This window comes from Nostoc sp. (assembly GCF_035638895.1).
GTDB lineage: Bacteria > Cyanobacteriota > Cyanobacteriia > Cyanobacteriales > Nostocaceae > Nostoc.
Genome location: NZ_DASQZC010000610.1, coordinates 1 through 5927, shown reverse-complemented (window position 1 = coordinate 5927; position 5927 = coordinate 1). Strand labels below are relative to the sequence as shown.

Genomic DNA, 5927 nt, shown 5'->3' with positions numbered 1-5927 from the left:
TGTTTCAACCAAATCATTGGGCGCTCCTACAGCTTTGAGTTTGTGTCGTAACCCTTTGATATGAGTGCGAACAGCTTCTTCTTGTGGAGTATCTTCATAAGACCAAAGATGTTCTAAAATCATGTCGCAGCTAAACACCCGGTGATTATTCCGCAAGAATAGTTCTAACAGAGCAAACTCTTTTGGCGTAAGTGGTAGCAGCTTGCCAGCATAAGTCACTTCACAGCTACTAGGGTCTAGCTGTAACTGACCATACTCCAGCACAGGTTGCGAGGTTACAATTTTGCGACGCAACAGCGCCCTAATCCGAGCAACTAACTCTTCTTGGTCAAAGGGTTTAACTACATAGTCATCTGCCCCTGCATCTAGCCCGATTGCTTTATCATGACTACTATCGCGCCCTGTCAATAACAATATTGGCATTTGCAGACCACTAGAACGGATTTGACGGCAAAGACTAATGCCATCCAGCTTGGGTAACATTACGTCCAGTAGAATTAAATCATAATCGTAAGTTTGAATAAGATCCCAAGCTGCATCTCCATCAGTGGAAACTTCAACTGCATAGTTTTGGTTAGTTAAAACGGCGGTGAGTGCATAAGCATTTAACTCGTCATCCTCTACAACTAAAATTTTCATGTTAAAAGCTTTCCAAGTTAAAATGGATACAACAGATAACAACCAATAAACTTAAATTGCAAAATTAATTACTGTGCTTTTCAAGTAATTAAACCACAGCATTCCCTACTCGTTACATCCTCGTAACTGAGTAATGATCTTTCAAGCCATAAAACTTCCAATACGCTACAACAGAAAAAATCCTCTGTTAAACCTGTGAAAAAACGAGTAACTCTTACCTTTCCAAAACGCGCCGTACAAATGCCAGTCACTTACGTACTCGCCAAAGAATTCAACGTTGCCGCCAATATTATCCGTGCCCAAGTTGCCCCAAATCAAATTGGCAAACTGGTAGTAGAACTATCGGGAGATATCGATCAATTAGATGCGGCGATCGAGTGGATGCGATCGCGCCATGTTAATGTTTCTCATACCTTAGGCGAAATTGCGATCGACGAGGATGTGTGTGTCCACTGTGGCTTATGTACTGGGGTTTGCCCTACTGAAGCTCTCACTCTCCACCCAGAGACATACAAACTCACATTCACGCGATCGCGTTGTATCGTCTGCGAACAGTGTATCCCCACCTGTCCTGTACAAGCAATCTCCACTAACCTTTAACAATCTAAAATCCAAAATTTATTAGCCCAGCTTAAACACATCCGCTATTACACCATCATCACCCACCAACCTAGTTTTTGCTGGAGAGTCATAAACTACCAATAGCGAAGGTATGCCAGCAACATCCTGAAACAGCGTCATTCCCTCAGCATGATCTTCCCGATTTCCATAGGGAATATCTTGTACAAAATCTGGATTGCTGAAGACATTTTCTCGCAAGTTAACGCCATTTGTCCAGCGATAAACTTGCACGGGGCCATCTAAATCCATCGTTGGCCCAGCTAAAATCAACAAATCATTTCCATCTACACACAAATCCCGAATTCCCAAACCATTCAACCAGATAAAATGCTTTTTATATAACTCCTTCGCTTCTCCAATTTGCCGCAGTTTCAGAATTCCAGGGCTAGAATCTTCTACTTCTAACTCAATTTCCAGCACTACAGCCCAACCCCGCAATACAGGCCCACGCAAACCCAAAAAAATCCGGTTTTGACAAATGCCTATTCCTTCAATATCAAAGCCGTTATCTTTTCCCGCAGTTCCAGCCTTGATAAATAAGCCTAAATGAGCGTCATCTGCTAAAGCAGTAAGAAGCAAATTACCTTGGTTCGTCACCTCTAGTTTAGCGGCATTCAATTGCACATCTGGGTTTTGGGGATGTGGGCAAGATGAGAATAACTTACCATCTATCAAAGGAATCCTTCCTAAAAGGTAACGATTGGGTTCTGATTCAATTTTTGTCAGCCTTTTAAAGTTTTGTGCATCGGTCTTATCAGATTTCGGTTTTTTGCGTTTGTAACTATGAGAACCAACAAACCATAAGTAATAATCTGTATAAGCAAGTCCTTCTATATCAATTTCTTGATCTTCTGGCGCAGGTAAATTGATAAATTCTGCTACCCTAAATTGTTGATGATCTGTAAATTTATCAGTATCAACCAAAGAGAGACGTTCAATAGTTGAGGTTTCATCTGACCCTAACCATAAATACTTCTGGTGGGTTAGTAGCAATGCTGATAAGTCTTCTCTATGTTCTTTAAAGTTATCAACAAAAGTTAAGATAACTTGATTAATCAAATTTGAGTTTGGCATTTTTTGATTTCAGAAAGATTAATGATGTTATCATAATAGATAATTTAATACCATGCTAAATATTTGTAAAAGCTATCGTATATATAAAATCTTTGGGATGAATCTGCTCTTTAGACCTTTGATAGATATTGGATGTTTCTTAAAGAGGATGCAAGTATTAATGCTTGTTAGCATACTTGATAATAATCATTGAATAAAAAACATAAAAACTAGTAGATACAAATTTTTAACTAATGTTATTATTCAATAACCTCATAAGGTAATCTCATCTAAGATCAATTATGAAACTAGCCACACAACCCACGGTAAAAACTCTAGGGGACTACGCCTACGAAGCGATTGAAAAACACTTTAAGAAAACCTTGAAGTGGGAAAAATCAGTAAAGAAAGATGAAGATCCAGAAGCGTTGCACCAAATGCGAGTGGGAATGCGTCGCTTACGAACATGTGTAACTAGCTTTGGGCTAGCGGTGGATCTGCCGAAACCAGTCAACGATAAAAATATTGGTAAAATAGCCCGTCGTCTTGGTAGCCTGAGAGATTTAGACGTACTTAAAGAAAGTTTGGAAAACGATTACAAACCAAACTTACCATGCAAAGAGCAAGAATCTCTAAAAACAGCTTTCAACGCTTTAGCTAGACAACGTGAAGATGTACAATCAAGCGTACAAAAAACGTTAAAAAATGAATCTTACAAGTCTCTAAAAGATGCATTAGATAAGTGGTTAGAGAAACCTAGTTATCAACCTTTGGCATCTTTTACCATTCAGCAGGTACTACCAGATTTACTTTTACCAGAAGTGAGTAGTTTTTTACTGCATCCGGCTTGGCTGGTTGGCACTGAATTTTTGGAATCAGAAGTGAAAATCCAGAATAACTGGAAACCAGAAAAGATAGAAAAACAATTAGCCAGAGAAGGTGAAATTATTCACAGTTTGCGAAAAGAAGCAAAACGTCTACGTTACCAGATGGAATTATTTACTGACTTATATGGCGAGTCTTACGAAGCTTATCTTACAGAAGTGAAAAATATCCAAGAAATTTTGGGTACGATGCAAGATAGTGATGTCTTAACTGACTGGCTTACAGATGTCTTCAAGTCAGAAATCCAGACTGAACTCCCTACTCTTGCTGCCTTGTTAACTGAAAATCGCTACCAGTCGTGGCAGAAGTGGCAACCTTTACAAGAACGGTATCTGAAAGCTGAAACTAAGCATAGCTTTCATTTAACAATACTGCACCCGCTTTCAGGAGTAATAGGGTGAACTACCTCACCTAGCATAAAGCTGAGGGTGGGGCTTCTGTAATCACGGGGGAGTGCCTAAACTTGGATTTTCGCCCAAGATTAGGACTTACCTCCCCTCCTACGGCAGTGTCAGTGATAATTGCCCTTAAAAAATATTGCTTTGTCTAAATCAGTCATAGTAGAGGTTATAGCTACTGGATACAAAAGCTGCTCTAATATGTTGTCAGAGTGGCTAAGTTGTATGTAAATTTAACCAGCAGTTAAGATGAAGCTTTATAAGGGTCAAATATGAATGTATTACTTCTATACCCCCGTTTTCCAAAAAGTTTTTGGTCTTTTGAAAAAACACTGGCTTTATTAGACCGTAAAGCAATGCTACCGCCTTTAGGCTTGGTAACTGTAGCTGCGATATTACCTCAAGAATGGGAGTATAAGTTAGTAGACCGAAATGTTCGCGTCTGTACGGAAGAAGAGTGGGCTTGGGCAGATTTGGTGATTATGTCGGCGATGATTGTCCAAAAAGAGGATTTGCTTTCTCAGATATTAGAAGCAAAACAAAGAGGTAAGCGGGTAGCTGTGGGTGGCCCTTTCCCGACAGCGCTACCAGATGAAATGACATCCGCCGGAGCAGATTACTTGATATTGGATGAAGGGGAAATTACCCTACCCTTATTTGTAGCAGCGATCGTACGGGGCGATCGCACAGGCATTTTTCGCTCTGGCGGTGAAAAACCAGATGTTACCAACACTCCAACTCCTCGCTTTGATTTGCTAGAGTTTGAAGCCTACGCGGAGATGTCGGTGCAATTTTCGCGTGGATGTCCCTTCCAGTGTGAATTCTGCGACATTATTGTGCTATATGGTCGCAAACCCCGCACCAAAAACCCAGAGCAATTATTAGCAGAGCTAAATTATCTCTACAAACTGGGTTGGCGACGCAGTATTTTCATGGTGGATGACAACTTCATCGGTAATAAGCGGAATGTCAAATTATTTTTGAAGTCCCTTCTGCCCTGGATGGTAGAACATAACTATCCCTTTTCCTTTGCCACAGAAGCTTCAGTTGATTTAGCCCAAGATCAAGAACTGATGGATTTGATGGTAGCGTGTAATTTTGGAGCCGTTTTTCTGGGAATTGAAACCCCCGACGAAGAAAGTCTTACTTTCACTCAGAAATACCAGAATACCAGAGACTCCCTCAGTGATGCGGTGAATAGGATTACCCGCTCAGGGTTGCGAGTTATGGCAGGCTTTATCATTGGATTTGATGGCGAGAAAGTAGGAGCCGGCGCACGAATTGTCAAGTTTGTCGAGCAAACAGCAATTCCCACAGCCTTATTTAGTATGCTGCAAGCGCTTCCAGATACAGCGCTTTGGCATAGATTAGAAAAGGAAGGACGACTCCGCAATAAATCAGCCAACATCAACCAAACTACGTTGATGAACTTTGTCCCAACTCGACCGTTAGAAGACATTGCTCGTGAATATGTGCAGGCATTCTGTGATTTGTATGAGCCAGAACGGTTTTTGGAGCGTACATACAAACACTTCCGGCTTTTGGGCGAAGCAACCTACCCGAAAAAGGGCAAAGCTGCCAAGAAACCATTGAACTGGAAAGTACTCAGAGCGTTTCTAATCATTTGCTGGCGCCAAGGTGTACGTCGTCAAACGCGGTGGCAATTCTGGCGCAACTTGTGGAACATGTTTCAGCATAATCCGGGTGGAGTGAGTAGCTACTTAGCTGTTTGTGCCCAAATTGAGCATTTTTTGGAGTATCGCCAAATTGTCCGGGATGAAATTGAGGCTCAAGTGGCTGAATTTCTGGAAGGAGAAGCTAAAGTAAAACCTGAAGTACAAGTGATGGTTAATTCGTAGCGAATTAAATTTGCCAATACCCCGCAATGCCAATGCATCCCGATGCAATGTTAATGCATCGCCCTGCAATGCCAATGCATCCCGATGCAATGTTAATGCGTCGCCCTGCAATGCCAATGTATCCCGATGCAATGCCAATGCATCCCGATGCAATGCCAATGCATCCCGATGCAATGTTAATGCGTTCGTCTGCATTAAAAAAACGCTACGCTTTTATTAAGCTATCCGCGCCGAGAAAGCCCCTAAATTTATTTATGGGGTTCAAAATTATTAACTTTTGACTTCCCCATTCGCGTAGCGTCTCGCAGAGAAGGGGCTGACCATGCCACTGGATAATTTGGAGATTAATGAAACGATCGCAGCACAATATGCTCAATTAGTGCTGGATTGTATTGGTCGGGAATATCCCCACAGTGGTCTGTATTGGGCTGATAGCGACGAGGATATAAAACCACCGCGTGAATTGACTCCT

Annotated in this window: 6 protein-coding genes; 4 read left to right on the top strand and 2 right to left on the bottom strand. The window is 41.4% G+C overall.

Annotation, left to right across the window (positions count from 1 at the left end; all coding sequences use genetic code 11):
• Positions 1–639, bottom strand: a 639-nt coding sequence (locus VE944_RS29905; RefSeq protein WP_324986100.1) for a response regulator transcription factor, incomplete at its 3' end; no start/stop codon positions are given.
• Between the two features lie 195 nt (positions 640–834).
• On the opposite strand from VE944_RS29905, the gene VE944_RS29900 reads away from it, so the two are divergent.
• Positions 835–1239 carry an NIL domain-containing protein gene (locus tag VE944_RS29900; protein ID WP_109009783.1) on the top strand — a complete coding sequence of 135 codons (405 nt, stop codon included), beginning with the start codon at positions 835–837 and terminating at the stop codon, positions 1237–1239.
• A gap of 21 nt (positions 1240–1260) precedes the next feature.
• Here VE944_RS29900 and VE944_RS29895 read toward each other — a convergent pair whose 3' ends face one another.
• Positions 1261–2334, bottom strand: coding sequence for a DUF3616 domain-containing protein (locus VE944_RS29895; protein WP_324986096.1), 1074 nt, complete (start codon positions 2332–2334; stop codon positions 1261–1263).
• Between the two features lie 281 nt (positions 2335–2615).
• Between VE944_RS29895 and VE944_RS29890 the strand changes: the two genes are divergently transcribed.
• The 3 genes from VE944_RS29890 to VE944_RS29880 all read left to right on the top strand — a co-directional run bounded on the left by VE944_RS29890 (position 2616) and on the right by VE944_RS29880 (position 5736).
• Positions 2616–3599 (top strand): CHAD domain-containing protein, encoded by a 984-nt coding sequence (locus VE944_RS29890; RefSeq protein WP_324986093.1) that lies wholly within the window; start codon positions 2616–2618, stop codon positions 3597–3599.
• A 269-nt stretch (positions 3600–3868) separates the two neighbouring features.
• The gene (locus VE944_RS29885; protein ID WP_324986090.1) at positions 3869–5455 is read left to right on the top strand and encodes a B12-binding domain-containing radical SAM protein; all 1587 of its coding nucleotides are present in this window, start codon (positions 3869–3871) and stop codon (positions 5453–5455) included.
• Positions 5456–5487: 32 nt separating this feature from the next.
• Positions 5488–5736, top strand: a complete 249-nt coding sequence (locus tag VE944_RS29880) for a hypothetical protein (protein WP_324986088.1) — start codon at positions 5488–5490, stop codon at positions 5734–5736.
• Positions 5737–5927 lie beyond the last annotated feature (191 nt).